36 protein-coding genes are annotated in these 26,427 nt (G+C 41.3%); 35 read left to right on the top strand and 1 reads right to left on the bottom strand.

The window, feature by feature from the left end; translation table 11 throughout:
- Window positions 1-25: 25 nt before the first annotated feature.
- Window positions 26-403, bottom strand: a complete 378-nt coding sequence (locus MHH54_RS14360; protein WP_003213241.1) for a helix-turn-helix transcriptional regulator — start codon at window positions 401-403, stop codon at window positions 26-28.
- A gap of 158 nt (window positions 404-561) precedes the next feature.
- Between MHH54_RS14360 and MHH54_RS14355 the strand changes: the two genes are divergently transcribed.
- From MHH54_RS14355 to MHH54_RS14185, 35 genes are all read left to right on the top strand, one after another.
- Window positions 562-825 (top strand): helix-turn-helix transcriptional regulator, encoded by a 264-nt coding sequence (locus MHH54_RS14355; RefSeq protein ID WP_012011056.1) that lies wholly within the window; start codon window positions 562-564, stop codon window positions 823-825.
- Window positions 822-974, top strand: a complete 153-nt coding sequence (locus tag MHH54_RS14350; protein ID WP_165840216.1) for a hypothetical protein — start codon at window positions 822-824, stop codon at window positions 972-974. The genes MHH54_RS14355 and MHH54_RS14350 overlap by 4 nt, the downstream gene beginning before the upstream one ends.
- Window positions 952-1,194, top strand: a complete 243-nt coding sequence (locus MHH54_RS14345) for a hypothetical protein (protein WP_342500361.1) — start codon at window positions 952-954, stop codon at window positions 1,192-1,194. Before MHH54_RS14350 ends, MHH54_RS14345 begins: the two co-directional genes overlap by 23 nt.
- Window positions 1,195-1,244: 50 nt before the next feature.
- On the top strand, window positions 1,245-1,646 hold the full coding sequence (locus tag MHH54_RS14340) for a holliday junction resolvase (RefSeq protein ID WP_342500920.1): 402 nt from the start codon (window positions 1,245-1,247) through the stop codon (window positions 1,644-1,646).
- A complete protein-coding gene (locus tag MHH54_RS14335; protein ID WP_012011053.1) occupies window positions 1,643-1,849 on the top strand; it encodes an XtrA/YqaO family protein in 207 nt (68 codons plus the stop codon). Before MHH54_RS14340 ends, MHH54_RS14335 begins: the two co-directional genes overlap by 4 nt.
- Before the next feature lie 126 nt (window positions 1,850-1,975).
- On the top strand, window positions 1,976-2,494 hold the full coding sequence (locus MHH54_RS14330; protein WP_342500360.1) for a sigma-70 family RNA polymerase sigma factor: 519 nt from the start codon (window positions 1,976-1,978) through the stop codon (window positions 2,492-2,494).
- A 152-nt stretch (window positions 2,495-2,646) separates the two neighbouring features.
- On the top strand, window positions 2,647-3,291 hold the full coding sequence (gene terS / locus MHH54_RS14325; RefSeq protein WP_169055585.1) for a phage terminase small subunit: 645 nt from the start codon (window positions 2,647-2,649) through the stop codon (window positions 3,289-3,291).
- Window positions 3,292-3,299: 8 nt separating this feature from the next.
- Complete coding sequence (locus MHH54_RS14320; protein WP_162013623.1) at window positions 3,300-4,601, top strand: PBSX family phage terminase large subunit; 1,302 nt, start codon at window positions 3,300-3,302, stop codon at window positions 4,599-4,601.
- The gene (locus MHH54_RS14315) at window positions 4,598-6,055 is read left to right on the top strand and encodes a phage portal protein (RefSeq protein WP_003212960.1); all 1,458 of its coding nucleotides are present in this window, start codon (window positions 4,598-4,600) and stop codon (window positions 6,053-6,055) included. The genes MHH54_RS14320 and MHH54_RS14315 overlap by 4 nt, the downstream gene beginning before the upstream one ends.
- Window positions 6,056-6,093: 38 nt before the next feature.
- Complete coding sequence (locus MHH54_RS14310) at window positions 6,094-7,182, top strand: XkdF-like putative serine protease domain-containing protein (RefSeq protein ID WP_003212716.1); 1,089 nt, start codon at window positions 6,094-6,096, stop codon at window positions 7,180-7,182.
- Between the two features lie 22 nt (window positions 7,183-7,204).
- Window positions 7,205-8,128 (top strand): phage major capsid protein, encoded by a 924-nt coding sequence (locus MHH54_RS14305; protein ID WP_095117868.1) that lies wholly within the window; start codon window positions 7,205-7,207, stop codon window positions 8,126-8,128.
- A 13-nt stretch (window positions 8,129-8,141) separates the two neighbouring features.
- Window positions 8,142-8,525, top strand: a complete 384-nt coding sequence (locus MHH54_RS14300; RefSeq protein WP_106029236.1) for a DUF3199 family protein — start codon at window positions 8,142-8,144, stop codon at window positions 8,523-8,525.
- The gene (locus MHH54_RS14295) at window positions 8,522-8,878 is read left to right on the top strand and encodes a YqbH/XkdH family protein (protein ID WP_342500359.1); all 357 of its coding nucleotides are present in this window, start codon (window positions 8,522-8,524) and stop codon (window positions 8,876-8,878) included. Before MHH54_RS14300 ends, MHH54_RS14295 begins: the two co-directional genes overlap by 4 nt.
- Window positions 8,875-9,372 (top strand): HK97 gp10 family phage protein, encoded by a 498-nt coding sequence (locus MHH54_RS14290; RefSeq protein WP_050944008.1) that lies wholly within the window; start codon window positions 8,875-8,877, stop codon window positions 9,370-9,372. Before MHH54_RS14295 ends, MHH54_RS14290 begins: the two co-directional genes overlap by 4 nt.
- Before the next feature lie 4 nt (window positions 9,373-9,376).
- Window positions 9,377-9,832 (top strand): hypothetical protein, encoded by a 456-nt coding sequence (locus tag MHH54_RS14285; protein ID WP_050944007.1) that lies wholly within the window; start codon window positions 9,377-9,379, stop codon window positions 9,830-9,832.
- Complete coding sequence (locus tag MHH54_RS14280) at window positions 9,819-10,031, top strand: hypothetical protein (RefSeq protein ID WP_003212736.1); 213 nt, start codon at window positions 9,819-9,821, stop codon at window positions 10,029-10,031. The genes MHH54_RS14285 and MHH54_RS14280 overlap by 14 nt, the downstream gene beginning before the upstream one ends.
- Window positions 10,032-10,034: 3 nt before the next feature.
- On the top strand, window positions 10,035-11,381 hold the full coding sequence (locus MHH54_RS14275) for a phage tail sheath family protein (protein WP_050944006.1): 1,347 nt from the start codon (window positions 10,035-10,037) through the stop codon (window positions 11,379-11,381).
- Window position 11,382: 1 nt separating this feature from the next.
- Complete coding sequence (locus tag MHH54_RS14270; protein WP_106029234.1) at window positions 11,383-11,826, top strand: phage tail tube protein; 444 nt, start codon at window positions 11,383-11,385, stop codon at window positions 11,824-11,826.
- Between the two features lie 521 nt (window positions 11,827-12,347).
- Window positions 12,348-12,788 carry a phage portal protein gene (locus MHH54_RS14265; RefSeq protein ID WP_008344099.1) on the top strand — a complete coding sequence of 147 codons (441 nt, stop codon included), beginning with the start codon at window positions 12,348-12,350 and terminating at the stop codon, window positions 12,786-12,788.
- 41 nt (window positions 12,789-12,829) lie between these two features.
- The gene (locus MHH54_RS14260) at window positions 12,830-12,967 is read left to right on the top strand and encodes a hypothetical protein (protein ID WP_088002055.1); all 138 of its coding nucleotides are present in this window, start codon (window positions 12,830-12,832) and stop codon (window positions 12,965-12,967) included.
- Window positions 12,968-17,095 carry a transglycosylase SLT domain-containing protein gene (locus tag MHH54_RS14255; protein WP_342500358.1) on the top strand — a complete coding sequence of 1,376 codons (4,128 nt, stop codon included), beginning with the start codon at window positions 12,968-12,970 and terminating at the stop codon, window positions 17,093-17,095.
- On the top strand, window positions 17,088-17,756 hold the full coding sequence (locus MHH54_RS14250; protein WP_003213616.1) for a LysM peptidoglycan-binding domain-containing protein: 669 nt from the start codon (window positions 17,088-17,090) through the stop codon (window positions 17,754-17,756). Before MHH54_RS14255 ends, MHH54_RS14250 begins: the two co-directional genes overlap by 8 nt.
- An 11-nt stretch (window positions 17,757-17,767) precedes the next feature.
- Window positions 17,768-18,778 carry a hypothetical protein gene (locus MHH54_RS14245; RefSeq protein WP_044140764.1) on the top strand — a complete coding sequence of 337 codons (1,011 nt, stop codon included), beginning with the start codon at window positions 17,768-17,770 and terminating at the stop codon, window positions 18,776-18,778.
- On the top strand, window positions 18,775-19,041 hold the full coding sequence (locus tag MHH54_RS14240) for a DUF2577 family protein (protein WP_106029232.1): 267 nt from the start codon (window positions 18,775-18,777) through the stop codon (window positions 19,039-19,041). The genes MHH54_RS14245 and MHH54_RS14240 overlap by 4 nt, the downstream gene beginning before the upstream one ends.
- A 14-nt stretch (window positions 19,042-19,055) precedes the next feature.
- Window positions 19,056-19,478, top strand: a complete 423-nt coding sequence (locus MHH54_RS14235) for a DUF2634 domain-containing protein (protein ID WP_012011034.1) — start codon at window positions 19,056-19,058, stop codon at window positions 19,476-19,478.
- Window positions 19,471-20,520: a baseplate J/gp47 family protein gene (locus MHH54_RS14230; protein WP_113387316.1), complete on the top strand. Its 1,050-nt coding sequence runs from the start codon at window positions 19,471-19,473 to the stop codon at window positions 20,518-20,520. Before MHH54_RS14235 ends, MHH54_RS14230 begins: the two co-directional genes overlap by 8 nt.
- The gene (locus MHH54_RS14225) at window positions 20,504-21,427 is read left to right on the top strand and encodes a YmfQ family protein (protein WP_342500357.1); all 924 of its coding nucleotides are present in this window, start codon (window positions 20,504-20,506) and stop codon (window positions 21,425-21,427) included. The genes MHH54_RS14230 and MHH54_RS14225 overlap by 17 nt, the downstream gene beginning before the upstream one ends.
- A gap of 11 nt (window positions 21,428-21,438) precedes the next feature.
- Window positions 21,439-21,822 carry a phage tail protein gene (locus MHH54_RS14220; RefSeq protein WP_003212666.1) on the top strand — a complete coding sequence of 128 codons (384 nt, stop codon included), beginning with the start codon at window positions 21,439-21,441 and terminating at the stop codon, window positions 21,820-21,822.
- 14 nt (window positions 21,823-21,836) lie between these two features.
- A complete protein-coding gene (locus tag MHH54_RS14215; protein WP_003213185.1) occupies window positions 21,837-22,715 on the top strand; it encodes a hypothetical protein in 879 nt (292 codons plus the stop codon).
- 9 nt (window positions 22,716-22,724) lie between these two features.
- Window positions 22,725-23,054 (top strand): XkdW family protein, encoded by a 330-nt coding sequence (locus MHH54_RS14210; protein ID WP_003213655.1) that lies wholly within the window; start codon window positions 22,725-22,727, stop codon window positions 23,052-23,054.
- Entirely contained in the window at window positions 23,051-23,224 is a 174-nt protein-coding gene (locus MHH54_RS14205) for a hypothetical protein (RefSeq protein ID WP_003212881.1), read from the top strand. The genes MHH54_RS14210 and MHH54_RS14205 overlap by 4 nt, the downstream gene beginning before the upstream one ends.
- A 7-nt stretch (window positions 23,225-23,231) precedes the next feature.
- A complete protein-coding gene (locus tag MHH54_RS14200; protein WP_223251268.1) occupies window positions 23,232-24,716 on the top strand; it encodes a hypothetical protein in 1,485 nt (494 codons plus the stop codon).
- Between the two features lie 79 nt (window positions 24,717-24,795).
- Entirely contained in the window at window positions 24,796-25,008 is a 213-nt protein-coding gene (locus tag MHH54_RS14195; RefSeq protein WP_106029229.1) for a BhlA/UviB family holin-like peptide, read from the top strand.
- 11 nt (window positions 25,009-25,019) lie between these two features.
- Entirely contained in the window at window positions 25,020-25,283 is a 264-nt protein-coding gene (locus tag MHH54_RS14190) for a phage holin (protein ID WP_003212734.1), read from the top strand.
- 62 nt (window positions 25,284-25,345) lie between these two features.
- Window positions 25,346-26,416 (top strand): acyltransferase family protein, encoded by a 1,071-nt coding sequence (locus MHH54_RS14185; protein WP_189286506.1) that lies wholly within the window; start codon window positions 25,346-25,348, stop codon window positions 26,414-26,416.
- Window positions 26,417-26,427: the final 11 nt, after the last annotated feature.

Raw genomic sequence — 26,427 nt, 5'->3', positions numbered from 1 at the left:
TGTAAAGCTTTATGAAAAGAGATGATCAATCGTCGTCTCGCTGTTTTGGCTGACGGCCTTTTTGCTTCTCTTTTTCTTTAATGTAGTGAATAAAATCGATGGTTTGTCTTCGTGCTTCTTCGGAAAAATCGGAGGCAGCCTTAAACGCAATTTGCAAATCAGGATCGTCTGCAAGGTCGGCATCAGTTCCGCCTTTGTCCTTACCTGTGAGAAGATAGTCCGTTGAGACCCCGTATAACTCGGCGATTTTCACAATCATTTCACCGTCGGGCTTTCTCAAGCCATATTCCCAATTTGCATAAGTGGACATCGCCTTTAATCCGAGTTTTTTAGCAACCGTTGACTTGCTCCATCCATGCTTCTCTCTTAATTCAGTTAAAATCTTTCCAGTCAAATTATCCATTGGAAACACCTTTTTTCATGTTATGAGTAAATTTTATCATGAATTACACAAAAAAGATAAATAATTACACAAAAAGAATAAAAAATGATTGACTTACTCGTTTTGTGTATATTATCATAATGAATATAACTTACACATATTGAGTAAGAGGTGGAAAGATGAAACTTGAAAATTTACGAGAAGAACGCATTTTACAAGGAAAAACACAAACCTATATGGCGAAAAAGTTAGGGTATAAGTACACGAGCGGCTATGCAAATATAGAAATGGGCAGAACGAAGCCCAGCTTAGAAATAGCAAAGCATATTGCAGATTTGCTAAATAGGGGTGTTCAAGAGCTTTTTTTTGATCAAAAGTTACACGAAATGAGTAATTCTTTAAAGGAAGAGCACTTCTTTGAAAAGGAGAGACAAACAAAATGAATATTGAACATCCAATGGTAGCGCAGATGAATGACTTTGGATATCCAAAAAGCTACTGGTCATATGACATGACACGTTATGGGTATCAAGCCGAGATTGAGGAAAGTCTGGAGGGATTTGAAGAAGATGAAACATCAGATGACGTTTGATGCCAGAAAGGAAGCGCAGCTCTGTTTAGTCCAAGCTGGCGGCTGGATGACCTTTCATCACCAGAAACCGGTGTTTGTTTTTTCCACATCAGAAGACAAGCAAACATACATGACCCTCTTGGCGGAAAAGGTCGCTGAAGCAAAAAAGGAGGAATCAAGACGACATGAAACGATGGAGGAAAATCCTGACAATCCTCAAATGCTTGCTCAAAGCGAGTAAAAACGAACAAAACATCCGTCAGTGGGAAAAGGATGACGGGAGATCATAACATGGTCATCCATTTCATCATTGAGACAGAGTTATTGTTAACAAAAGATACATTGATAAAAAGAATACGAGCAGCTGCCAAAGCGCAATGCCCACATAAAATAAAAGACGCACTATCACTCGAGATTCGTTTATTTGACGACATGCCGCTTGACATAGCTGACTGTCAAATCAAGCGTACATACGCAGAAAAAGGTTTGATACGCCCAGTGAACGTCAGCATCTTTCAGCCACGACTACACCATATTCAAGAAGCACTTCATTCTATTGCGGATAGGGCCCCTCTACAGATCGTTGATTTAAGAGTTTCCCAGTTTTATAGTATGCGTCCAAGAATTGAAATCATTTTAAATACGATAGGTGATGGCACTAAGTCCTCATCAATTAAGGAGACAAGCATATGAACGAGCCAAAACAATTATTCATTCAAGAAAACCAGACATTTGTCGGTGAGATGGAAACAGGAAAAATTCAAGTCATCGTATTAGATGGGAATGTAGGAACAGCTTATCAGATAGATGTACCTGAACATGGAAAAACCATTATCCAAACGGCAAAAGGTCATTTTGCAAGAGTAGATCACGAGATTGGTTTTAAAATCAGCTAGATCACTGAACAGATCACAACATCATACGTCCAAGACGGAAAGCCTGCGGACACTGATCAAGACCCTATGAAAAGGGGACTGATTGGTGTCCGTTTTTTATTTTCTTAAAAAAGGGAGAGAGCCAATATGCAAGATTTACTCATTGAATACAAACGAGCATTAAAGGATGCTAGAAAACAATATGAACCATTTAAAGAAAAAGAAGAACATCAGCTGTCCGTTCAAGACAAGCATGATAAAAAAATGATCGCCAGTATGGTGAGCGATCTCGAATACGTAGTAGAATGGCTTCAAATTGGAAGAGAGCCAGGCGCACGCAGAGGATTAGACAGACGTTCAGTCTATCAGCGCACCATTCTAGCAAATCCAGAAGTGTTAGAGGCTTTATCACATGAATATACACTCATCCAAGAAAATGAAAAAGAATTCAGTAAGCGGGACAAGAAACGAATTGACGAAGCCTTGTCCGTTTTAACGGATCGAGAAAAGGACGTATTCTTCATGCACACAACACAAGGATTATCGTTTAGCGAGATTGCGATTATGCTGGATGTGAAAAAAGGAACTGTCCAAAAACATATGGAGAGAGCTCGGACAAAGATGTCCAAGAAAGTACAAGAACGCCTATTCGAAGCAGCTGAATAGGCGTTTTTTCTTTTACAAAATAAATGGAGCAACACTTGTCTTACAGTTGCCACCTATAGTTAGAAAGACCAAACGGAAGTTTGCTAGCCCTACACAAATGATTCCTTCACAGGAAATCGTTCGAATTAAAAGGAGGCGGCAGGTGAATGTAAATGAAAGATAAACGGATAGGAGCCAAGCAAGATTATATGAAAGGGATGACGTACCAGCAAATTGCTGATCATTACAATGTCTCGATCCATACCGTGAAATCTTGGAAAAGACGATACGGATGGCAAAGGCAAAAAGGTTCGTCAAAGCAGGCACACTCGATCTTCAATCAGTTTCTTTCAGATGAAACAATTGAAATCATGGAGAAAATGGGCGGGCGTACATCGCTTGATTTAATCTGGGATCAAATTCAAATTCAATATGCTGCCATTATTCGGGCGCAGCGAATCATGTATGTGTCAGATCAAGATGACATGATCAAAGAGCTGAAAAAGGCAGCATACATGCCTTCTTCATTAGAAGAAACAGTAGAAGGCATTCAGTCAGAACAAGAAATCAGCACAGAAGAATATTCGTTTCAATTTTCATGGGATCGGCATGCCACCTTTTTAAATGCCCAATCCCGTGCAATGGGAGAGCTCAGGCGTCTCATTAAACAGTTTGAAGAGCTTGCACATGCGAAGGATGAACGAAGATTAAGGCTAAAGCAAATTGAACTGACCATCGAAAAAACAAAAAAAGCAGTGCGCGAAGAAAAAGAGGAAGATCTTCACATCATGATCAAGCGAAAAGAGGATAACTCATGACGCCATTGATTGAAAAAGAAGTCAATCCTCACTTTGAACACTTTCTATTCGATTGGAATCAAAAGTTTCAATTTTTAGTAGGCGGCTACGGCTCCTCGAAAAGCTATCACATTGCGTTAAAACTCATTTTAAAGCTGCTGGAAGAAAAACGGACAGCACTTGTCATTCGAGAAGTATATGATACGCACCGCGAATCAACCTTTTCTCTCTTACAAGAGATCGTCAGCGATCTTGGCATCGATCATGTGGTGAAATGCCGCAGTTCGCCGCTTGCCTTGACGTTTCGAAATGGCAGCAGCATCTTATTCAAAGGGCTGGACAAGCCTGAGAAATTGAAATCGATTAACAACATCTCGATGATTTGGATTGAGGAGTGTTCAGAGGTTTCTTATGAAGGCTTTAAAGAGCTGCTTGGAAGGCTGAGGCACCCGTCCTTACCGCTTTATATGATGTTATCGACCAATCCTGTTGGTCAAGATAATTGGACGTACAGACATTTCTTTCGAGATGAACAGCTGAAGCGATTTGTCCTAGATGACGAAACCTTATACAAAAAACGCACCGTTGTGATCAAGGATACGTACTATCATCACTCCACAGCGGAAGATAACCTATTTCTCCCTAAAAGCTATGTGGAGCAGCTGGATGAGCTGAAAGAATACGACCCAGACCTCTATCGAATTGCGAGGAAGGGCTATTTCGGCATCAACGGCACAAAGGTTTTTCCTCAATTTGAGGTGAGAAGTCATTCTGATGTATTAGAAGCCATTCAGCAGATTGACCGGCCGCTAAAACGAGCAGGCATGGATTTTGGATTTGTTAAATCATACAATGCGCTCATTCGATTAGCCGTCGACCATGAAAAAAAGTACTTATATATTTACTGGGAATATTACGACCGCGGGAAAACAGATGATGAAACAGCTGTTGACCTAAAAGAGTTCATTGAATCAAAGGAACTCATCAAAGCCGATGCAGCCGAGCCTAAAACCATTCACTATTTTCGGCAGCGCGGATTTCAAATGGTGGCAGCACATAAGTTCCAAGGCTCGCGTTTGCAATATACGAAAAAGATCAAACGGTTTAAGAAAATCATTTGCTCTGATGCTTGTCCATACACAATCTATGAACTTCAATCACTGACCTATAAGGCAGATAAGGATGGACGTTTAGAGGAAGATGCATTTCAAATCGATCCGCATACATTATCAGCGATCTGGTATGCGCTGGATGATTATGAAGTGACGGACTTGAAACAGACCGCCTCGGAGCGTGTCCGTCCAAACAGAGAGAGGAGGTCCATACAATGAAACAATTGAAAGCAACGATTATGAAGGCAAACATGTCTGATCATACAAAACAAATGTATGCAGATGAATTTTCCTATGAAAAAGATGACATTGTGCCCCCGCCTTACAACATCAATGAATTAAAAAGCATGGCAGAATATTCAACCATTCTTCAGCAATGTATTGATGCGTACAAAACGAATATTTTGGGTTTTGGGTTTGGGGTGGAATATGCCTTTGACTTTAATGCAGAAGGTGTAAAACCGGCAAAAAAGAAAGCCGCAGAAAAGGAATGGACAAGACTTGAAGAGTTTACGAAGTACATGAACTATGATGAGTCCGCTGATGTGATTCTTGGCTATGTCCTCGAAGACCGAGAGAAAACGGGCAATGGCTTTTTAGAGGTGCTGAGAGATGGACAAGGAAAGCCGGCCGGAATCGAGTATTTAGATGCGCTCCATATCCGCATTTGCAAGCTTAGTGAGCCAGTCGACGTTGAATTCAGTTACACAGAAAATGGCGAATTAAGAACAATGAATCGAAAGAAACGATTCCGCAAATATGTGCAGGTGATCAACGAAAAGAAAGTTTTCTTCAAGGAGTATGGTGATCCGCGCATTTTGCACTGTGAAACAGGCAAGTACGATGACACCACACCAGAGCCGCTTCGCGCAACAGAAGTAATTCATTTTAAAATTGGCAGCGGAACGTATGGGATTCCCCGCTGGATTGGCAACATCGTCAATATGTACGGAGCACGCAAGGCAGAGGAACTGAACTATCTTTATTTTAAACAAGGACGGCATGTACCAGGTGCCATCATTGTCGAAAATGGGATGCTGTCAGAATCCTCTTATCAGCAGCTTCAAGATTATATGGACGATATTGAAGGATCTGATCATGCACATAAATTTCTATTGCTTGAAGTTGAAGGTCTGCCGACAGAAAAAGGGTTAACCGGAGAAGAAGATGTCTCAAATGTCAAAGTAAACTTCAAATCTCTAGCCGAGATCCTGCAAGAAGATGCGCTCTTTTTAGAATACGATGAAAAAACAAGAAACAAAATCCGCTCGGCGTTTCGCCTTCCGCCAATTTACACAGGTGAGTCTCAAGACTATAACAAAGCGACAGCAGATACCGCGCGTAAAACAACAGAAGAGCAAGTATTTCAGCCGGAACGACATCTCATCACAGGAAAACTCAATACGCTTTTCCTACCGGATCTTGATATGTGGCATGTCCGTTTTCTATTAAATGGTCCTGATTTTAGAGACCCATTAGAGATTGCCAAAGTACTGACACCATTTATTCAGGCGGGAGCAGTGTCACCAAACGATTTGCGCGATCTAGCAGGAAGAATCCTCGGAAAAACGCTAGAGGAATGGCCTGAGGAACTGTATCACCGCCCTTTAGAAAGCCGCATGAAATCAGCTGAAGAAAAGCCTCAACCAGAGCCGGACCAGCTGACGAAATAAACAGAAGCGGGTGCGCTTTTTTGAAAGGGGGTGAACATATGCCAAGAGAACTAAAAAACGCTAAAATTACGCATGTTTCCTACGTGGACAAAGCAGCGAACAAGAGGAAATTCTTTTTGATGAAAGCAAAGAAAAAGCAGCCTGACTTTCAAAAAGAGGTCAGTGTCCTGACAAAGGCAGAAGATGCTCATCGCCTCGTGTACGGTGTCGTGTATGAGCCGAATACGCCTGATGCACATCAAGACTTTATGACAGCGAAGGAAATTGAAAGAGCGGCACACGGCTTTATGAAGGATGCCCGTCATATTGACAAGCAGCATGATTTTCAAGATGGTGTTGGCGAAGTGGTTGAATCATATATTGCTCCGGCTGATGTTGAAGTGGGCGGGGAGCTGATTCGCAAAGGATCTTGGGTGCTTGTGACAAAGGCTTCCCAAGAGATTTGGGATCAAATTCAAAAAGGCCACATTACAGGCTACTCAATGGCCGGAACGGCGGACATCGTCGCCATAGAAGAACAAGATCAGTTTCTATCTCAAGACACAAATGAGAGAGGGCTTTTTTCTTTGCTGAAAAATTTCTTTTTAAAAGAGGAAGGTGAAAACATGTCACAACCATTTTGGAACATTTTAGACCATCTGCTGGAAACCTTACAGTCAAGTGATGGTGATGAGGCGGATGTAAGAGCGGCCTTAGAACAGCTCATTCCAATCATGCAGGACATCCTGAAGACAGAGGATGTACTTCAAACGATTGGTGAAAGGCAAGCAGACGTACAAAAAGAAGAGGCCGCTTTGACGACGGATCAAGTGCGAGAGCTCGAAAAAGCAAAAAAGGCCATCGAAAACGTCTTGCAGCAGGCTGAAAAGCAGGAAACAGAACAAACAGGGGAAGAACCTGTCCAAAAAGTGCTCGAGCAAGTCGTTGCACCGATTCGTCATCAGCTCTCTTCCTTAGAGAAATCAGCTAGCAGAGAAAAAGCAGCAATGCAGGAAGTGCTTCAGCAGCAGCTTTTGCCTATTTCAGAGCGGATTCACATGCTTGAAAAGGCAAGGGGCATATCAAAACAAACAATCCACGATACACAAAACGACACGACAAAACCCATATGGGATGGCTTACTATAAGCCGAAATAAGGAGGAAACAGTGTGAGAAATCAAGAGTTGATTCGTAAGGCTGAAATGACACTTGCCAGCTTAAAAACCGGCGGTCTCATGAACGCAACCCAATCCAACACATTCATTAGAATGATGCAAAACACACCAACCGTTTTAAATGATGCACGCATCATTCCGATGGAAAGTGATTCACAAAAAATCGAAAAAATCGGCTTTGGCCAGCGTATTTTGCGCCCGGCAGAGGAAGGCAAAGCGCTTGATGCGAAAGACCGTGTTGTCCCAGCGACAAGCACTGTCCAGCTAAATGCAAAAGAGGTCATTGCAGAAATTCATATGACCTACGACAGCATTGAAAACAATATTGAAAAAGACGGAATTCAGCAGACCATTATGCAAATGCTTGCTGAACGAGCGGCCGTTGATATTGAAGAGCTCATCGTCAATGGGGATACGACTTCAGCAGATCCGTTTTTAGCCCAAATGGATGGCGTCAGAAAACAAGCAGTATCTCATATTGTGGATGCCAATGGAGCGGAAATTAGCCGCCAAATGTTGAAACAAGCCTATAAAGCGATGCCGTCAAAATATTTACGTGTACCTCAGGATTTCCGTTTCTACACATCTCCAAGTTTAGAGGTGGAGTGGAAGGATCAAGTAGCAAACCGTCAGACAACTCTCGGAGATGCGGTGATTCAAGGCGGACTTTCTTCTGCATTCGGTGTGCCGGTCAAAGGTCTTGCCAATATGCAGCCATATGACGAAGCGGGAACAGACGTATCAGATATTTTGCTGACACACCCTAAAAATATTATCGTAGGTTTTTCTCGTCATATTCGAATTGAAGTAGAAAAAGATATTCGCAGACGTAAATTTATTATTGTCCTAACAGCGAAGCTAGACAGCAAATTTGAGGAAGAGGATGCTGTAGCAAAAGTGATGAAAGTGAAAGAGTAGGTGACATCAGGCCATGATTATTTCTCCTGAAGAACTGCAAGCCTATTCTGTATTTGAGCGTGTGAAAAATCGATCTGTAGAAAGACTGACAGCAGATATTATCGAAGCAGAAGCTGCGGTATTTCAAATCGTAGGTCATGATTTCTCAAGCGAAAAATATCAGCCACTCCCTGAAAAAGCAAGAATCGCATTATTAAAGATGGCCCAATATTTTGCCATGTTGAATGATGATGAATCTATGATGAAGGGCTTTACGTCAGAAAAAATGGGTGATTATTCATATGCGAAGGCAGCTGATCAAGTAAAAGGCAAACCTTATGTATATGCCCTGCTTGTCGATTACATTGAACCATCATTAACTCGCGGCAGTACCAAATTAAAGGTGAGATCATTATGAGTTATCAATCTCTCTTAACAGACCGCTGTGATCTATTTCACCTTGAACATCAGGAGGCTTCCCGAGGAAAATTCGGGATTCCAGCTGATGACTTACAAATGACTCTTTCCTATCCTGATGCGCCTAGCCTGACAGATCTGTCTTGTTATGTCATAGAAAAGAATCAGTCACTTGTACAAGAAGAGCCAAATACAGTGATTTATCAGTCCTATCTTGTCCATTTCCCTTTAGCAAGTGATATTCGCCTGCATGACAAAATGGTGTGGAACGGCGTCTCACTTAAGTTACAGCAGCCCAAAAAAGTGAAAAATCATCACATTGAAGTGATGGCAGTCAGGAAGGAAAATCTATGAAAATTGATGGACTTGACCGGCTGCTTTCACAGCTGGAAACAGCGTGTGCCGGCGGCTTAAAAGCAGAATATCAAGATTGGCTAGAGGACATGGGTCTAGAGCTTTTGGACATCATTCAGGATGAGTTAATCAAGGAGAATGCTGTCGATACAGGTCGGCTTCTAAGCTCCTTTACGCAAGGAGACAAGGAGAATCATTTTCTCATGTCAAAAGGTGGTCTCACACTTGAAGTGGGAACGAAGCTTGAATATGCCTCCTATGTCAATGACGGACATGCTACTTCTTCAAGTGGAGAGCGAAGATGGGTGCCTGGCAGATGGGCTGGCAGTCGCTTTGAATATGATCCGAATGCAAAGACAGGAATGATGCTTGCCTCTCAATGGGTAGATGGAAATGGCTACTGGGATCATGCTGTCATGCTCTATGAGCAAATGTTTGAACAGTCGCTGGATCGAAAGCTTCAAAGCTGGTTCGATCGACATTTTGGGAGGTGATGAAATGAATCAAGAAGTCGGGGCAATCATGCATTATATTTACACACACTTTCCTGTGACAATGTATGATCGACTTTTGCCAGAGCGTTTTCAAGTGCCATCCGTTTATGTGCCGCCCGTAACAGTCATCAGCGGTCCAGATACGGTATCTACATTTATGAAATCTTATTCGCTGCAAGTGAAAGTGTTTCATATGGATTCAGAAAAAGCACATGACGCGGCAGAAATAATTGTTGATGCATTGCTTGCTGATCGTCAAATGATTCAGATGATGAGTGAAGATGGAGAGGTGCTTGATGATTATGTCCGCATAAAAAGAGTGGAAACCAGAATGTTAGATCAAGGCGTAGCAGCGATTGTCCTGACGTGGGATAGCAGTTATTGGTATAACCGAGACAAACAAGCGAGCCTTGAAGACATCAACTTTTCAGATGGGGTGATCAAACGTGAGCAAGACTAAAAAAGCAGAGCCTGCTCAAACAGCTGGCGAAGAAAAAGAATTTGGCTTTTCATTTGAAGCCTTAAAGGAGCACAGTAAGGATCTTTTTGGGGTTAAACCAGAAATCCTTGAAGGTGCTCTTTTTTATATCAAACATCAACCAATTACAAAAACAGAAGCGAAAAAGCACATTGATGCTTTTTTGTCCAAGGAGGTTTAAAGGATGAACGGAGGCACATTTACACCAGGTACAGAGAAAAAGCGTCCTGGCATTTACTTTAATTTTAAAACAACAGCAGAGCAGCGAATTACTTTAGGCGATCGAGGTACGGTGGCACTTCCTCTTGTGATGAGCTGGGGAGAACCAAAAACCTTTATTTCCGTTTCCAATATGGAAGACTTAAATAAAAAGGTTGGACTCAACATTGATGACAAGTCTCTTCTTCTTTTCCGTGAAGCAAAGAAAAAAGCACAAACTGTCTTGCTTTACCGCCTAAACGAAGGGGTACAAGCCAAAGCGGAAATCGCAGAAAAATTTGTGGTCACAGCCAATTATGGCGGTCAAAAAGGAAATGAGATCACTATCCAAGTGGCAGAAAATGTACTCGACAGCACAAAACGTGACGTCATCACTTATCTTGGAACAGATATTGTCGATAAGCAGGTTGTCACGGATGTCAAAGATCTTGTAGAAAACAAATATGTTCAATTTTCTGGTGAAGGTGAAGCAGTTATCACGGCTGGTGTGGCACTAAGCGGCGGGAAAAACGGTGTGGCAAGTGTCGCAGATTATACAGCTTTCCTAGAAGCAGCAGAAACAGAATACTTTGATGTCATTGCGCTCCCAGTCGATAATAGTGAGCAATTAAAAGCAACCTTCGCTTCATTTATCGAGCGTCTACGTGATAAGCAAGGACGTAAGGTGCAAGGCGTTGTGGCGAACTATGCAGCTGACCAAGAAGGCATCATTAATGTGACAAGCGGTGTTGTGCTGGAAGATGGAACAGAACTAACACCTGCTCAAACAACAGCTTGGGTTGCAGGGGCAAGTGCAGGTGCAAACTTCAATCAGTCACTCACCTTTGTTGAATACGAAGGAGCAGTGGATACATTAGAACGCCTTGATAATGATCAAGTAGAATACCGATTATCACAAGGGGAGTTCCTCTTTACTTTTGATGCGAGAGACCGCACGGTGAGTGTTGAAAAAGATATTAACTCTTTAACAAGCTTCACAGCTGAAAAGAATCAGCAAATGGCGAAAAACAAAATCATTCGTGTGCTTGATGCCATCAACAATGATTTAACGTTTGAATTAAAAAATCTGATTAAATTACGCAAAGCCAATGGCAATGACATCCCAGCATCTGATGATGGAGTGCAGCTTGTGAAAACACTGATTACACAGTATCTCACACAGCTTCAAGATGGCAGCGGCATTACAGGCTTTAACTCAGAAACAGATATCGTGATCGGTCTTAATGAAGATCGTGATGGATTTATTATCGATCTAGCTGTTCAACCAGTAGATGCAGCAGAAAAATTCTATTTCAATGTGGAGGTGAAGTAAGATGGCTTTTAAAGCGCAAAATACAATTTCAGGTAAAGAGGGTCGTCTTTTCTTAGAAGGTGAGGAGCTTGCCTTTATCAAAACGTTTGAAGCAAACGTGGAGAAAAACAAATCAGAAGTCAACGTGATGGGCCGAAGAATGACGGGTCATAAAACAACTGGGGCAAATGGAACAGGAACGGCAACATTCTATAAAGTCACTTCACGTTTCGTACAACTCATGCTCAACTATGTGAAAAAAGGGGAAGATCCTTATTTCACTCTTCAAGCGGTGATTGATGATAAATCATCAGGCAGAGGCACAGAGCGTGTGACGTTATTCGATGTCAACTTTGATTCGGCTAAAATTGCTGGACTGGATGTCGATTCAGAAGCACTTGAAGAAGAAGTTCCTTTCACGTTTGAGGACTTTGATCTTCCTGAGAAGTTGAAAGATACATTTTAAAAAGAGATAAAAAAAGTAACATTTCTTTGTTGAGAAAATTATCGTTATGTTATAATGAATTCAAATTACGGATTCTGTAATTACACTTAACTGTAATCCTTAAACAATGTAGTAATTAAGAAAACGTGTTTACATGCAAAGCGATTTGCATACAATAAAAAGAAGCCAGGATGCGACAACATCCCGGCAATGTACAATGAGGCCCTCAAGGGGCTGGCTAATCAATTAGATAGTTTTAAGGATAGACTTTCCCTTCAACCGTCCAAAGCTCAAGGGGAGTCTATTTTTTGTCTATATACGTCAACAAAGTAAAGATAAACATCCCGAATAAAAGCATTAGGGAAATCGCTTCAAATGTTGACATTGGCATCACCCCCTTCCTATCGGGGATGAGCCAGACACCCTTGAGCAAGCCGTTCAATTGTACAATTAGATTATACATGAAAAGATTGGAAAGCACATTCAAAAAATGGATGTGCTTTTTTGCATTCAAAAAAACATAACAAAGGGAGTTTTTAAACATGAGCGAAAAACAAACATTTGATCTTTCATTTTTTATGCCAGGACAAACAGTAGAAGCGGAAGAGGTCAAAGTACCAATTTCTAAGCGTTTTGTTGATAAAAAAGGGAATGTCATCCCTTTTGTCTTTAAAGCCATTACAACTGAACGCATTGATGAACTGGAAAAAGAAAACACGACCTTCAAGAATGTCAAAGGCAGAGGCCGCGTGAAGGACTTAGACAGCCAGCGTTTCTACGCACGAATTGCCATTGAATCGACTATTTATCCAGATTTCCGCTCGAAGGAATTAAGAGAAGCCTACAGCACACAAGATCCAGTTGAAGTCGCAAAACGTGTGTTATCTGTCGGCGGTGAATACGCAAACTGGTTAAACAAAGCGATTGAAATCAACGGATTCGAAGACGAAATCGAAGATTTAGAAGACGCAGCAAAAAACTAATAAAAGATGGGGATAAGGAAGCCGTGTTTTTATATTACGCCATGCACGAGCTTCACTATTCCCCATCTGAACTCCTAGATTTATACGAATCACCAAGACCATTCAAAGCACTCCTATTTGGACTCATCAGCTACAAACTCGACATGCTAGAAAAAGAAGCAAAGAAAGGAGGGAAATAATTGGCGAAACTCACTGCACGATTTGAATTAGAAGACAAAGTATCGAAGAAGCTGCTGCGCATACAAAAACGATTTCAAACATTTGAGAAGCAGCTCAAACCATTTAGAAAACCGGTGAAAATAAACCTGGATATAGATGACAAGAAATTAAGAAACTTTAGTTTATCGCTTCGGAAAATGTCAGTGATTTCCATGAGACTGGATCAAGGAATCTATCGTGATCTTAAAGCATTAAACAATCAGTTAAATATGTTCCCGAATCACTTGGTCATATCCATTCAAGCGAAGGGATTAGATGTCATTAAATCGAGCATAAATCGTTTAAAGCAAGCGGGAACAAGCCCCATTATGCTGACGTTTAAACTAAACGATCAATTGTCAGGTAAAATGTCATCAATCAAAAAATCTATCTTTCAGCTCATGAACAGAACGTACTATATGAGATTAAACATGGTTGACCAAGCCACCGCTGCAATTCAACGAATCAAAAAGACGCTCAAAAGCTTGACGATGTCTAAACACGAAATCAGAGTGTCTGTTCAAGACAATGCAAAGAGTAAGTTGAAAAAACGAGATCAAGCAGAGTCGGTTGTGAAAGAACAAAACATAAAAAAAGAACCTGAGGCTGTTAGTCCGTCAGTGAAAACAGAAGATCCTAAACAGAGCTGGCTCCAGAACCTTGCCAATAAGGGATTAAGTGAAATTCAAAAATATGCAGGTGACGTTGCAGATAAAGTGAAGGAAAAATTGAGTCCTAGAAAGTTTTGGGATGAAAAAGCACTTCCTTGGGTTGAAAATAAAATAGAAGAGTACAAGCAAGATGTGATCGGAAGAATTAAAGAGAAAATTAAATTTAATCCTGAAGAAAAACTAGATCAATTGGTGAAGGCTGGATTAGATCGACTCTTAGGTGCAAGTGATCAATCAAGTGAAAGTACCACTCAGGCACCAACAACAGCACCAACAACAGCACCAACAACAGCACCAACATCAACACCAACATCAACACCATCAAATCCAGCTCCCAAAACGAAACCTCAGTCGCGAGGTGGAAAAGGCTTGTTTCGCAATAGTTGTTGCCCCTGCTGTGCAAGAGGTTTAAGCAGGGGAGGATCTACTAAAACTAAAAATCGAAATGGTCGCTCACCAAGACAGACAAGAAATCCAAATGCTACATCAAGGGCCGAAATGAATAGAAGACCTCCAAGTAGATTAGGGAAACTGAAAACAAATGCAGGTAAATTATTTGGAAAAATCCCTACTGGACTAAAGAAAGGTGCGGGTATCGCAGCTTCAGCTGGCGGACTTACGGGTTTAGTGAAAGGTAGCAAGGGGTTAAGTGGATTAGGGAATGCAATGAAAAGTATAGGTAAAGGGAGCGGAAAATTATTAAAGAAAGTACCTATTCTAGGAAGTGTACTTAGTGCAACAAATCTAATTGGTATGAACAAAGAGAATGCTGGTGAAAAGATTGGTACGACTGGAGGCGGCATCGCCGGCGGAATGGCAGGTGCTGCAGCAGGTGCAGCTATTGGAAGCGTAGTCCCAGGGGTAGGTACAGCCATCGGCGGTCTAGTAGGCGGCATTGCTGGAAGTATGGGCGGAGAATCTATCGGTGAAACAATTGGAAAATGGTTTGATGGCGGCGGATTTGAAAAGATTGGCCAAAAAGCCATCGAAATCAAAAATCAAATTGTCGAAGTTTGGTCAACAGTCGCGGCTTGGTTCACAGAAAATGTATGGACGCCACTAAGTGATACAGTCGCTACAGTAGCAACGACCATTTGGACAAATCTAGTCAATGCCTGGACATGGATTCAAGAAACATTTAGTGCAGTTGCAGGCTGGTTTATCGAAAACGTATGGACGCCACTAAGTGATACAGTCGTTACGGTAGCAACAACCATCTGGACAAATCTAGTCAATGCCTGGACATGGATTCAAGAAACATTTAGGGCAGTTGCAAGCTGGTTTATCGAAAACGTTTGGACACCGCTCAGCGACACAGTCGTTACGGTAGCAACAACCATCTGGACAAGTCTAGTCAATGCCTGGACATGGATACAAGAAACGTTCAGTGCAGTTGCAGGTTGGTTTATTGAAAACGTTTGGACACCACTGAGCAGTACAGTTGTTACAGTCGCTACAGGGATTTGGACAGCATTATCAAATGCATGGAAAAAGATACAATCAATCTTTGGAGCTTTATCGTCATGGTTTATGGAAAATGTGTGGAATCCACTTGTAGATACCGTAGGAACCATTAAAGACAGTTTCGGGAAAAAGTTCGAAGAAGCGTATAAAGTGGTGACAGATATATGGGATGGATTATCCAAATGGTTTGAGGACAACATTCAAAAGCCGATTGTAAAAGTAGCAGAAGCTATTGGTGATGGGTTTTCTAAAGCGTTTGGGTGGGTCAAAGATTTGTTTAATAAGGCTGGCGGTGGGGTTGATTTTGTATTGAAACATGTCTTTGGAGACCCTGATAAAAAAGCCACAGGCGGCTATATCACCCAGCCAACCTTATCATGGGTCGGTGAAGCAGGTAACGAATTTGTCATTCCAACTCAAAATAACCGAGGGCGCGGGAAGATGCTGCTTGCTCAGGCTGCTTCTCATCTTGGGATGTCTGTTATGCCAAGCGGAGCAGCTGGAAATCAAGTATCAAGCTCTCCAGCTCCTACAGCAGTAGCTTCATCATCTTCTGTCGGTTCAATAGACGGATCGGTCTCGATGACTGGGAACATTCAAGCCTCCAGCATAGGCGAGCAATTTAATAAGGATTTTGAACAAGGATTAAATCAAAAAATGATTACACTTGATCAATGGAAGCAAAAGAATATTCAGCAGCCTTTTGGTCAATTGACCTCAGACTCAAATAAGTATGGTCAGCAAACAGTTGCTGCTTTTGCGAATGGTCAGCAGATGACACCAACAGGAACAGATAGCTTTTTGCAAAGTCGTGTAAAAGCACCATACCAACAAGTGATGACAGCATCGCCAACTTGGGGTTCTGGAACGGTTAGTGGTTTTGCCACAGGTCAAAATGCCACTTCAGTTGGTACTAGCCAATACGTAGATCAGCACATCAAACAACCATTTCTACAAGCAAAACAAGAATCACCAGGCTGGGGCTCAGGAATGATGGATGCCTTTAACAGTGGCATGCGTTCAAAAGCAAGTGAAGTCACACAAGCCGCTAAAGAAATGGCGAAGAAAGTAGAGCAGGCGTTTAGAGAGGAATTAGATATTCATTCCCCTTCACGCGTCATGATGAGTCTTGGGAAATTCGCATCGATCGGTGTCGTCAAAGGACTCGACTCAGTTGATGTGAAAAAGTTTGCTGAAAATCAGGCTGGTTCATTAATCGGTGCCTTCAGCGGTATGGGGGCTTCAGGTCTTAGTGTTCAGCAATGGCTCATGGCAGCTCTCATGGCAACTGGCACATCGATGAACTGGCTTCCAGGACTTATGACCATTGCGCAGCATGAATCGAATGGAAATCCGAGAGCAATCAACTTATGGGATTCTAACGCCAAGAAGGGAACGCCTTCTAAAGGCTTAATGCAAACCATTGGAACGACGTTTAACTCCAATAAAGGCAAAGGCATGAATGACATTTGGAACCCAATTCATAATGCCGTAGCAGCCATTAACTACATTAAGGGCAGATATGGAACAGTCTTCAATACACCGGGATTACGAAGTATGAGAAGAGGCGGGCCTTATAAAGGCTACGCAAATGGTGGACTGATTACTCAGGAGCAGGTTGCTAGAGTCGGTGAAGGAAACAAACGCGAATGGATCATTCCTGAAGAAAGAGGCATACGCGGAAGGTATTTATTAACGCAGGCAGCCAAGGCACTTGGAATGCAAGTATATGATCCAGCAAATGCGTCTGCTCCTTTACCAGAATCACAAATGCAGCAAGTCACCTCAGCTCAGTCTTCTAGTCGTACAGCATCGTCAAGTAATAAACAAATCACCATTCAATTCAATGGGGATCAGCATTTCCATAATGGACAAGATCAGCAATCGCTAGTCGAAAAAATCAGACAAATGCTCGTAGATGAACTGGAAGTAGAGCTTCATACAGGAACGAAGGGGGTCGTGATTGATGGGTAAATCAGTGTATCAATTGTGGATTTCCCAAGGAAAGGACAAGTTGCGATTCCCTGTCCTTCCATCCGAACTTGAAATCACAAATAACGTACAAAATGAAACGGTAAAGGTTGCCTCTTTTGGAGAACTGACCTTTATTGATGTCCCATCGGCTAAGCAAGTATCATTCACTTCATTATTTCCTAAGAAATATTCGCCAATTGCTGAATATAAAAGCATTCCATCACCGGAGAATGCGATAGCGAAAATAGAACGAATGATGCGTTCAAAGAAGTCTGTGCGGTTGATTGTAACGGGGACAAAAATCAATATGACGTGCAGCATTGAAAGCTTCACCCATAAAGAAGGATCATATGATATTGGCGATCGTGAATTTACGATCGAGTTAAAGGAATACAAAACCGCATCACCTAGGAAAATTAAACGAAAGAAAAAAGCAAAACAAACAAAAAAGAAAAGGCCTTCAAAAACACCGCCAAAAATGTACACCGTCAAAAAAGGGGATACGCTATGGGCTATTTCAGGCAGGTTTTATGGCGACAGTACAAAATGGCGACGTATTTGGAATGCCAACAAATTAGCGATGATTAAACGTAGCAAACGCAATATTAAGCAGCCGGGGCATTGGATTTTCCCTGGACAAAGGTTAAAAATACCACAATAGGGGGGCTGGCATTGATCGAGCTTTTTGCTATCAGAAGCGGCACCATGTATGAGCTTGTCACAGAGAGTGTGACACTTCAGGGGCAAAGGTATCAAGCCCCTCGCTCTATTCAAGCAAATATTATCACAAAGCAAGGGAGTCAAACATATTACCGTGTCTCAGAAGGGGACACGGTTCTTTTTAAATGGAAAGGAAAAGAGCTGTTCAGAGGCATTGTGTTTTCTCGGACGCCTGTTGAAGGGAAACTGACCTTTACCGCATACGACATGCTTCAATATTTGGTGAAAAACCAAGATGTCTATGTTTTTTCAAAACAAAGAGCAGATCAAATCTTGAGACGGATTGGAGCTGACTTTCAAATTCCCATGACCTCCATCGCCAATACAGGTCATGTCATAAAATCACTAGTGTTTAAAAACGATACGAGCCTATATGACATGATTCTGAAAGCATTAAAAGAGACAAAGCGGCAAACCGGCAGAAACTATCAAATCTATTCTGCTAAAGGAAAGATGGGGCTGAGAGCTTGGCCAGATCCAGAGGACGTATGGGTCATTGAATCAGGTGTCAATCTCATTGGCTATCAGTACAGCACCTCGATTGAAGAAACAGCCACTCGTGTCAAGCTGCGCACGTCTGCGGATGAACAGGGGAAAAATAAGAAAAAAGGTAGCAAATCAGAGATTGTAGTGGTCGAACAGGATAAAGCAGGTCAGAGTAAATACGGTATTTTACAGCATGTTGAGACGGTTACAGGGCAAATCAACCAGCCGCAGCTGCAAAAAAGAGCCAAAGTACGGCTGGCAGAGAAAAAAGGCGTGAAACAAGAAGTCAAAAGCATCCAAGCGCTAGGCATTCCTGAACTGCAAAGCGGTCTTCCAATCTATTTGAAAATCCCAGAAATCAACGTAAAAAAAACGTACTGGATCGATCAAGACAAACATGAATTCAGTGGAGTGAAACACACCATGACAATTGATGTCGTTGAGAAAAATTCCATTCCAAAGGGTGATCAAGCGTGAGGTTAAGTGAAGCGATTAAACGATTAGCAGTGAATGCTGTAGACGCCGCCTCTCCAATTGATCTGGTGATTGGAGAAGTCACGGCAGTTTCTCCTGTAAGCATCCGGTTAAATGAAAACCATAAACTGATCATCCCGGAAGAATTACTGATTTGGCCAAAGCGCCTAAATAAGGGTGAGGATGATGAACTGAAAAGGGGAGACAGCATTATGGTGCTGGCAATGGCAGGAGGGCAATCCTTCTACATCATCGACAAATTGTAAGGGAGGTGATGAACGTGGCACTTTCACCAGAGGAAGAAATTGAGGAAACAGAAGAAGACGAAGAGGTGGAAACCTCGACGACGTATCGAATAGATGTTGAAACTGGCAGATTGACAGGTGAAACCATTTCAGGCATTGAAGCAATTCGTCAATTCGTTTATATGACACTTAGGACAGAGCGGTATGCACATCCTATTTACAGCCACGACATTGGCACTGAAATTCAGGAGCTCTTGACGGATACAGAAGCCACGGATGAATACAAAGAAATGGAGATTCCGAGGCTGCTAGAGGAAGCATTGATTGTGGACGAACGGATTGATCATATTGAAGAGATAGAGGTCACAAAGGAAAATGACTCGTTTCATGTCAAGCTAGCTATAGTCACAGATGAAGGCACATTAGAAATAGAGGAGGTGATGGAGAGCGATGTTTGAGGAACAAACGTACGAAGCATTAATGGAAAGAATGCTAGACAGACTGCCAGATGACATAGATAAAAGAGAAAACAGCGTCATTTGGAATGCCTTGGCACCTGCTGCTGCTGAACTGGCCCAGTCCTATATTTGGCTTGATCAAGTATTCGAGCTGGTCTTTGCAGATACAGCACAAGGAGAGTTTCTAGATCGGCGGGCCGCTGAAGTAGGAATTGAAAGAAAACCAGCGACTAAAGCGGTTTGGTCCGCAGCTATTAAGCCGGAGGATATCAACATCCCAGCTGGCTCACGGTTTTTTATTGAAGACGTCTATTTCCAATATTCGAACGATGGCACGCTAGAATGCGAGACACCTGGCAAAGTCGGCAATGGTCAATTAACAGATCAGGCGCTGCTTTCACTTGATACAATCCCGGGGCTTGAATCAATTATCATGAAAGATTTGGTAATACCCGGACAAGAGGAAGAAGATGACGCTTCGTTATATGATCGCTACTTAATACGTGCTAGGCGAGAGGCTGTCAGTGCCAACAAGGCGCATTATAAAAAATGGGCTGAGGAAGTGACAGGGGTTGGCAGAGCGAAGGTATTCCCGCTTTGGAATGGAGAAGGAACAGTCAAGATTGTCATCACAGACGGCAATCTAGATGTTGCATCAGATCTGCTTGTTAAAAGAGTACAGGAATATATCGACCCAGTACCAGGCGAAGGAGAAGGACAAGCGCCTATTGGTTCAAAAGCGACCGTCGAAAGCGCCAAATGGCTGGACATTGACATAGAAGTAGCCGTCGAACTTCAAATGGACTGGACCCTTGAAGGAGCGCAGAAAGAAATAGAAGAAAAGGTCAAAGCGCTGTTGAAATCAATTGCATTTGAAAAGAGTACCATTCGAATGTCCGCATTAAATGACATTCTGTACCATTCAGAAAGTGTATCAGATTATGCAAACGTGTTATTGAATGGGGAGTCAAAAAACTTAGTGTTACAGGACATTGAGATACCGCGTCTGAGGCAGGTGAAGGTTATTGAGCAAACAAGATGAAATGAGAAACTACTTGCCGCCATATTTTACAGAGATTTATGAAGTCGATCACCTGCTCAAAACAGAAGCGCCAGAGTTTGAGCAATTGGATGAATCCATTTTCGATTTAACGGATCAGTTCTTCCCTTTGACAGCGACATGGGGATTGAATAGATGGGAAAGAATGCTGAAGGTGCAGCGAGAATCAGATGATTCCATTGAACTTCGCAGAGCACGCTTACTCAATATGATGTCAAACATTCCACCGATCACGTATCTTTCTTTAGAGAAATCGGTGAATCGTTTTCTGAAAAATCCAAGTGCCATCATCCGTCTGACCACCAATCGCTACCATTTCGCCTTACGTGTGAATCTAGATGATCTGCAAAACACTAGATATATTGTAGAATTACTTGAAACGTTAAAGCCAGCTCATTTGGCTTATACATTCACTGCATTTCATCATACCGATGTACATGAAATAAATGATCATCACGGGAGGCTCACATTGCGAAGCAGAGTGGGTTTTTTCGATCATATTCCGATTTTACTCAATGGTGAATTTTTATTAAATGGGTCGTTTTATCTGAGCGGAACACGAGGGACAACCGATGTACCTGCTCGTTTTCGGCATTCGTTGAAGATGAGAATGCCGCTTCAGCATAAGTCAGAGAACACATACCGAATGAATTATGTCATGACTGGAGCGGTACATGAAACGAAGCAAGGAGCGGCATTGACTTTACGCATAAAAAATCAGCTCCAGCATCAAACCAAGAAGAAAATGACGTTCCGATTGCCAGTACATGTCCAAACTGAACAGGGCGGCAGCTTACTGATTAAGGATCATTACTGGATTCTCGACGGATCTGTTCCGCTCGACGGATCAAAAATGCTAGCAGCTACTTCTCAAAAAATAGAACTATAAGGAGGATCACAATGGCTGATCAATTAACCGTAACAACATTATATGCACGTCAACAAATGGCAAAGGCAAGAGCCGAGGGAACAAAACTCACAAAAGTCGTCAAAATGGCATTTGGAAATGGTGGGACGAAGGATGGGAAACCGATCTCACTAGACGGCACTGAACAAAAACTCAAAAAAGAACTCGTCCAAAAAGAGATTGATTCGTTTACCTTCATGGAACCAGCAAAAATCCGCTACACCTGCACGATCGCCGAAGGAGAACTTGCAGGAGAAGTCATCAACGAACTAGCACTTGTCGACGAAGCCGGCAAATTCACCGCCATCCGCACCATGACAGACAAACAAAAAGACGGCGACATCGAATTTGTTTTTGAGATTGATGATATTTATTAATGGAGGGGAATGAAATGGACATCAAATCACCTTTACCGTTTGAAACCTCTGACAAAGCACATGCCAACTTATTTAACCGGATGGTCGACACTCTAGTAGAGAATGACAATGCGCTCAGGCTACAAATAGAAGGAATCACAAATGAAAGCTTATTTAAACTAACAGGCGATCAAGCCATTCAAGATGCATCAGTCAGCGGTGAGGAATATCCTAATGGCATTACGTTCATGGATATTGGACAAGCGAATGATACCGGATATCCTACGAGATTTGGCTTTGTGAAAAATGAAAAATATAGTAACTTTCGATTTGTTCAATATTACTATGGGACTGGAAACGAAGCGGGCAGTTATTTTGATAGCACAGGTACGTGGTGCCGTCATTGGTGGACTGGATCTGGTTGGACCGACTGGCATAAGCTCTCTGGATTCTGTCATGCCAATATAGGTACAACTGGAAAACAGTTATTAACCAAAGGTGAGTATCAAAAAATCCTTTTTAATCGAAAGATAAAAGACAGTCATAACAATTTTGATATCAAAAATAATCGCTTCATCTGCCCTGAAAACGGAATGTATTCAGTGAATGCAGGTGTTTATATTGAAACCTTTCAACGATACGCAAACTTTGAATTATCGATCTATTTAAATGGAAAAAGGTATAAAAATATTGCACATCAAAGACAGAGCCCGACCAGCCCATCTGATACGTTGAGCTTTAGTATGGGACTTTATGGTGCTGCGAATGTACCGGCTAATAAAGGGGATTATTTAGAAATTTACATGTATGCAGGATATGATGGAGATGTTAGTCGTTATGTATCTGAAAATTCAGGCTGGTACAACTATTTTGATATTACAGAAGTAGGCGGCAGAAATTTCCTGAGAGGATAGGAGGATTCTATGATTTTATATGAAGCCATTAAGTATAAATACCCCGATGCGGATCCGCAAAAGGACTTTGAACTTAGAAATGATGGAGACGGTTCTTACATTAACGAGTGGCATCTAGATGTGCCAAAGCCAACGGCAAAAGAATTGAAAGAATGGTGGGACGAATCTCAAATCAATCCAAGGTATCAACCGCCTCTTCCGCTAGATTATCTAGCACAAGAAGTAGCCAAAGAAAAGCTCATGAGAAAACAGCTTGAACATCAATGTGATCATCTAACAAACGAAATAAAAGCGCTAAAAAATGAGATCCTTTTATATAAAGGAGAGCGTGAATCATGAATTATTGGGTGATGGCGTTGTATTTTAAATGGGTGACTCCTGAATTGGTCAAGCAAGCGGTGGAACTAGGCGATTGTTCAATGGAAGATTTAAAAACAGGATATGAGCAAAGGATGCTCACTCTAGAGCAGCTACAAGAAATGGAACCAAGCATCAAAGCAAGGGAGTGAAAACTGAATGGAAATAAAACAACCAAAACCTTTTGAAGTAAATGATAAAGCACATGCTGATTTGTTTAATGACATGGTCAAAGTACTTCTTGAAAATGATCATGGATTAATAGAGCAGTTCTTAAAACATACAAATGATGCGAGAGTACACGCATCTGAAACAGAAAAGAAGAAATGGAATCAATCTCAGTTATATAAAATGACGAATGATAACGGATCCCAATTGGTCAATATTCCAGCTGGCGGCAGTATTTATAACGGAATTAAATCGTTAGGTGCCTGCTCTTTCTATGCCCCAGGTGGTTCTGGAGTAGTCGATTCTCCTGCTATAGGTAATGCTGCATTAAGAGGCTTTCAGCTTGTGGGTCAAAATAATATTGGCGTAGGAATCGCGATTGACACATCAGGCAATGCATTTTGTTTTTCCTATCATGTGAATGACATTGCGATCAATTGGCTGCAAATACCTAGTCAAAACGAAAAAAACAAATGGGACGCAGGACAACTATCTAAAATTACCGCTGACGATGGAAGAGCATACGAAAGAATTAATGCAAACGATCCTAGTATTTTGGATAAACTCATCAAATTACCAGGCGTGCATTCTTGGTATATCCACGAAGCACATCCTGATTTGCCGACAAGAAGTTCTATGAGAGCCTTATCAGTCTTTAGTGAAAATACCTATGGCTGGATTATTGGGGCAAATAATACTGGTGATGTGTACATCAATCGATCCACGACAGATGTTACTGGTACTCAGCAAGAATGGAGCGGATGGAAGAGGTTGAACGAGCATCCGTTATTGAAGGCGAATGGAAATAGAATGCTTATCCCTACTGGTACAGATATATTAACACTGCCATCTGGCTTTTATTATGTCTCTGGAACGAACGCAGTGAATATGCCATCAACGACCGATGCTTCTTGGTTTAATGTAGATATTATAGAAACGGGAAATAACCGCAAAACATTTCATGTGAGTCGAAGCTATGATAATAGTCATTGGTACGGAACGACTCATACAGATGGGATTTTCAGAGGCTGGAAACGGATATTAACAGTGGAGGATATGTCAAATACTTCTTTTGTTGATTCGTATGATCAGAATAATTCTACAACTGTAGCATCTGAAAATATTCCAACAAAACTCCTTTTTGGAGATACAAGATCAGATGATTTGGGCGAATATGATCGTTCACGGTCTGAAATTTCTTTGAAAAATAGCGGCTTATATTTAATAAGACTTTATTTGACAAGTACGAATATTCCGGTTGGATCAGATAGTATTATCTCATGCTACGTGAATGGATCAGAATATCAACGCTTTGGAAATTGGAATCCAGTTATTTCATCCAGTGTCTATGTGATGTTCCTTCAACAAAAATTTAAAGCAGGAGATAAGTTAACATTTTATATTACTCCCAAAAATACTGGCAGAACCATCACTATTGGAACAGCTTACGTTACCTTATCTCAATTAAGATGGTAAAAAGTAAGTTACAATCCAGATCCGAAATGGACAAATTGGTGCAATGTGGGTAATTTATTTCGGGAAGAAGGTGATTCCAATGGAAGTAGATGTCGTCCAAAACTTAATGACACAAGGTCCTTTTGCCGTTCTCTTTTGCTGGGTTCTGTTCTATGTTCTCAACACAACAAAGGAACGAGAAAACAAGCTTAATGCACAAATCGAGGCGCAAAATGATGTGTTAGCAAAGTTTAGTGAGAAATATGATGTTGTGATCGACAAGCTCGACAAAATTGAACGGAATTTAAAATAGGAGGAAAAATCATGAAGACATTCGACAAAGGCACTGTGATTCGCACAGTGCTTCTTTTTATTGCGCTCATCAATCAAACGCTTGTCATGTTTGGACAGACGGTGCTGCCGATTAGTGAGGAGCAAGTACAAACCGCTGGTGAGGCACTATATGTAGCAGGTTCCACCATTTTTACGATGGTGACAGCCATTATCGCTTGGTTTAAAAACAATTATGTGACCTACAAAGGTCAATTACAAAAAGATACCCTGAAACAAAGAGGGCTAACAAAATAAATGTATAGTTGCGCTGGCTTCCTTCTTCATATATCCTAAAATTGGAGTTGGAGGGAAGCCAGTTGTTAGAAAAAGATTTAAAATTAAGTAATATAAAGGGCTTGTTGATTTTTCTAGTTGTTTTCGGACACTTAATAGAACTCAATAAGCAGAATTATTATCAGCTTTTTGTGTTTATTTACGCTTTTCATATGCCACTTTTTATTTTTATCAGTGGGTATTTAGCTAAAAGAATGAAAGTAAGTAAAATGATTAATCTATTTCTTTTATACTTTATATTTCAGTCGTTTTTTGACTGGTTTCTTTATTTTATAGGAGAATATAAAACCCTATCCTTTCATTATGGTAAGCCGCAATTTCATTTGTGGTATATCGTAAGTATGCTCTTTTGGTATGCACTAGCTTGGGGGTTATCAAAGTTAAGACTAAGTTTAATAGGGAAATTAAGTATCTTTATTATTATATTCATTGTCTGTTTTATTTCACGCCAGTACACAGGTGTGATCGTAAATACAGTGAAAGAGCTTTATCCGAATTTTACATCTTACACTCTTAGTTATCAAAGGACAATTTCATTTGCACCCTTCTTTTTTGCTGGCTTTTTTATGACAAAGGAAAGCTTGAATGCTGTTTATAAGATTATAAAACCCTCAATGGCAAAGGTGTTACTCATAGTAACGGGATCATTAACAATTTTATTGATTGAGTACACACCAAACTTAGAATGGCTGTTTCGTGGCAGCTTTGGAATAAAACGATTTTTGGCTCATGATGAAAGTTATTTAATGAAAATGCTCCTTCATTATCTCTTGTCAGCTTGGATATGTTTGCTTGTTCTTATCGCAGTAAATAGTAAGAAGAGCATTCTGACAAAGTGGGGGGATTATTCACTAGGAATTTTCTTGTTCCATCCTGTTTTTGTGTTTATATTAAGAAAGACTGAATTCATGAATGAATGGAGCGGAGATACTCAACTTGTTTTTTATTTCGCATTAGCATTTATCATTGTGAGCTGTCTAGGCTCCAATCTTTTTGCGGCAGTCAGTTGGTTCATCACTTCCCCATATAATACAATCAAAAAATTAACATCTTTATTAAAACCAAAAGCAGAAGAAAAAAATACAAATTTCTAAGTCCCTTAGCA

Source organism: Bacillus sp. FSL K6-4563, from assembly GCF_038630405.1.
GTDB lineage: Bacteria > Bacillota > Bacilli > Bacillales > Bacillaceae > Bacillus > Bacillus pumilus.
Note: the sequence above shows the minus strand (reverse complement) of the source record. Positions and strands in the feature narration are given on the sequence as shown.